The sequence below is a fragment of the Synechococcus sp. R55.8 genome (genome assembly GCF_047461895.1).
In the GTDB taxonomy this organism is placed as follows: domain Bacteria; phylum Cyanobacteriota; class Cyanobacteriia; order Thermostichales; family Thermostichaceae; genus Thermostichus.
The window spans coordinates 24,408-27,766 of sequence record NZ_JANSIB010000024.1 but is presented as its reverse complement, the minus strand read 5'-3'; the positions used below and the strand labels follow the sequence as shown (position 1 = coordinate 27,766).

General features: G+C 57.0%; 4 protein-coding genes. 1 reads left to right on the top strand and 3 read right to left on the bottom strand.

Translation table 11 applies throughout. The annotated features are described in order from the left end of the window. A partial coding sequence (locus tag NW829_RS04080) for a response regulator (RefSeq protein ID WP_414416494.1) occupies positions 1–566 on the bottom strand: 566 nt, incomplete at its 3' end. Between the two features lie 253 nt (positions 567–819). Continuing rightward, on the bottom strand, positions 820–1,737 hold the full coding sequence (gene rbsK, locus NW829_RS04075) for a ribokinase (protein WP_414400639.1): 918 nt from the start codon (positions 1,735–1,737) through the stop codon (positions 820–822). A gap of 389 nt (positions 1,738–2,126) precedes the next feature. On the opposite strand from rbsK, the gene NW829_RS04070 reads away from it, so the two are divergent. Beyond that, positions 2,127–2,438, top strand: a complete 312-nt coding sequence (locus NW829_RS04070) for a YbjQ family protein (RefSeq protein ID WP_414330438.1) — start codon at positions 2,127–2,129, stop codon at positions 2,436–2,438. Positions 2,439–2,491: 53 nt separating this feature from the next. Here the strand turns inward: NW829_RS04070 and NW829_RS04065 are convergent, their stop codons facing one another. After that, positions 2,492–3,241 carry a YebC/PmpR family DNA-binding transcriptional regulator gene (locus NW829_RS04065; RefSeq protein WP_011432973.1) on the bottom strand — a complete coding sequence of 250 codons (750 nt, stop codon included), beginning with the start codon at positions 3,239–3,241 and terminating at the stop codon, positions 2,492–2,494. Between the last annotated feature and the right edge of the window lie 118 nt (positions 3,242–3,359).

The following is a 3,359-nucleotide window of genomic DNA, read 5'->3' as shown; positions in this document are numbered from 1 at the left end:
TTGTCGTAGAGGTTGCGCAGACGGTTGGTTACCCCTCGGCGGGACAAAAAGCGCCGTGCAGCAATGGCCTGGTCGGTGAGGCCAAGGGCAATGTCGATCAGCACTTCGTACTCGGCATCGCTGAGACCGGTGATTTTGTTTTGTGAACGGGAATCGACCCCGCGCACCTCTCGGTCGATCACGCATTGCTCATCCTGCACCACCGCTTGGATAGCGCTGACCAATTTTTCATCGGTGCAATTTTTCAAAAGGTAGCCATAGACAGTTTGCGGAGGCACGATCTTGTGCAGTTCCCGCACATAGACTTCATCGGCAAAATGCGACCAAAAAATGATGCGCGTGCTGGGGCACTCTGACCAAACCTGCCGCGCTACCTCGATCCCGGTCATCTCAGGCATGCGAATGTCCATCAACACAAAGTTGGGGTGGTGCTGACGGTAAAGTTCCAACGCCTCTCGGCCATTCGAGGCCATGTATACCGGGCCGAACTCAGGCAAATGTTGCGTTAGCAGGCTATGAACATGCTGACGGTAGAGAGCGTCATCTTCAGCAAGGAGGGTACTCACAGGCCTTTATCAGAATTACCGAATACTTTCTTTTCACTTCCTAACTCTAAAAACACCCACAAGGGAAGGCAAGGCACTATTGAGCAGTACTCAATGGAGCAAGGGATCCCCTCCGCCGGCTATGAGTAGCAGCTCGGAAAAAGGATTTGGCCCCGCTCTGTCCTGTGGAGGTTGCGGTTTCCCCATAGCGCTCACGCAAACGGCCAATGAACTTCTCCACCGCAGACGTCGAAAACTTTTGATAAGCAGCAGTCTATGCTGTTTCTACGGCAGAGGCCAAAAATGCCTCAATCTCAGAGCGCTGGGGCAAGCTAGGTTGGGCTCCCGCACGGGTTACGGCCAAAGCAGCGGCGGCATTGGCAAAACGCAGGGCTTCCCTCAGGGATCCCCCGGCAGCCAAACAAGCAGCTAAGGCCCCACAAAACCCATCTCCGGCAGCGGTGGTATCCACCACTTCCACAGGATGAGCTGGCCAATGGCCACTTTCTTCCCCATCTGCCCAGACCAGCCCTGCCCCTCCCAAGGTAAGGATAACGGCTGGGATCCCGTGTTTCTGCAGTTCTTGAGCCACCTTTTGGGCTTGTTCCGGCGTCTCCACAGGGGATTGGGCAAGGGCAGCCGCTTCGGTTTCGTTGAGCACCAAGTAGCGAACCTGGCGCAACAGGGATCCCGGCAATGGCACGATGGGGGCGGGATTGAGCAAAATCGGGATCCCTTGGGCAAAGGCTTGTTCTGCTGCAGCCTGCACAGTGGGCAGGGGGATTTCCAGCTGCAGCAGGAGCAGGGCCGCTGGGGTAAAGGGAGGCAAATGCTCCGGCAGATAGCGACCATTGGCTCCAGGGCTGACCACGATTCTGTTTTGCCCGCCGGGATCCACTGTGATCAAAGCTAGGCCGCTGGGCCCCTCCAACTGCCTCAGGTGGCGGGTATCCACGCCGTTGTGCTCCAGGTTCTCTTGGAGCAGACGCCCAAACTCATCGGATCCCACCGCTCCCCACATTTCCACCTGGGCTCCCGCCCGCGCCGCTGCCACCGCTTGGTTGGCTCCCTTACCGCCAGGGTAGGTGGCGTAGTCGGATCCCAGCACCGTTTCCCCAGGGCCGGGATGATGGGGCACCTGCACCACCAAATCCATGTTCAAGCTACCCACCACTCGGATCGGGCCTGCCATCGGGCTTGTGGGGAAATCCTGTTGGAAAAGCAGAGATCTAGAGATCTTTGGTTTGGATCCCTGGGCAGCTATTGTATCAGCCGCCGGTCTTGGCCAGGGATCCCCTTGAGCGCCCTACCACGCGGCAAGGGCTGATAGCAGTCGTGGTTTTTATTACCATCTATTTCAACTGATCGCGCTAGCGGGCCGGAGGCCTTAGCAGGAAGCAACCGGTCGTTTGTTTCACCTCAACGGTGAGATAAATGACTATGCGTTGTGGAACGGTTATCTGTAGGGATTGGTCGCCCTTCGACATATCGCCACTCTGCTGAAAACACAGGGCAAGAACCCGATTCCAAAGGTTGAGGATCCCGACTATCTTGGTGGGTGTTGACCCAGGAAGCAAGCTGATGTTGCTGACCACTACAGACGTGCTCCAAGGTAGAGAGGTTGAGCGTTACTTGGGCATTGTTACCGCCGAGGTAGTTTATGGCACCAATGTTCTACGGGACTTCCTTGCTACCCTCCGCAACATCATCGGGGGACGCACAAGAACCTATGAAGAAGTTCTCGAGAATGCCCAGAAAAAGGTTTTGGAAGAGTTGGAGCAGCGAGCCAAACGTTTGGGAGCAAATGGCATCCTAGGCGTTAGCATTCATACCAACATGAGCACGACAATGATCCTCGTTACCGCCGCCGGCACCGCCGTTAAGCTCCGCTGACGGATGCTTCTGTTGAAGGTTTCCCTTTCTCGGAAGATGATGGCAGCCTGTTCTCAGGCCAGGCTTTCCATCACCGCCTCGTCGATCTCGAAATTGGCGTAGACATTCTGCACATCGTCTAGGTTGTCGAGACGCTCCATCAGGGCAAGCACTGACTTGGCCGTATCGGGATCCTCCACATGCACCTCAGTGGATGGGATCCAGCGGATGGCCGCATCTTGCACTGGGTAGCCCTCTTTTTTCAGGTAGGTGGCCACCTGCTCCAGCAAAGAGTAGTCGCAGTACACCTCTGCTCCTGTGCCTTCCACCTTGAAGTCGTCTCCTCCCGCTTCCGCCACCGCCAGCAACAGGGCTTCGGGATCCAACACCTCCTCCAGGCTGATCACCCCTTTTTGCCGGAACAGCCAGCTCACGCAGCCGGCTTCTCCCAAGCTGCCGCCGGTTTTGCTGAAGGCTTCTCGCACCTCGGCAGCCGTGCGGTTGCGGTTGTCGGTCATGGCCTCGATCAACACAGCCACCCCACCGGGGCCGTAGCCCTCGTAGCGAACTTCTTCCAGGGGGCTGTCGTCGCTCCAGTTGCCGGCTCCCTTGGCAATGGCTCGTTCAATGTTTTCGCTGGGCATCCCCGCTGCTTTGGCTTTCTCCACTGCCGCCCGCAACTGAAAATTCCCATCCGGATCTGGCAAGCCGTTGCGAGCTGCCACGATGATGGCCCGCGAGAGTTTGGTAAAGAGGCTGCCCTTTTTGGCATCTACACGGGCCTTTTGCCGTTTAATGTTGGCCCACTTGCTGTGTCCTGCCATGCCGCCACACACCAGTCAAGCAATGAATTGGAGGGATCCCTCCACTTTTGAAGCCTAGATCACCTCGGCTCAGGACTCAACCCCGCGACAACTGGGAGGGCACTGGCCTGGTCACAAA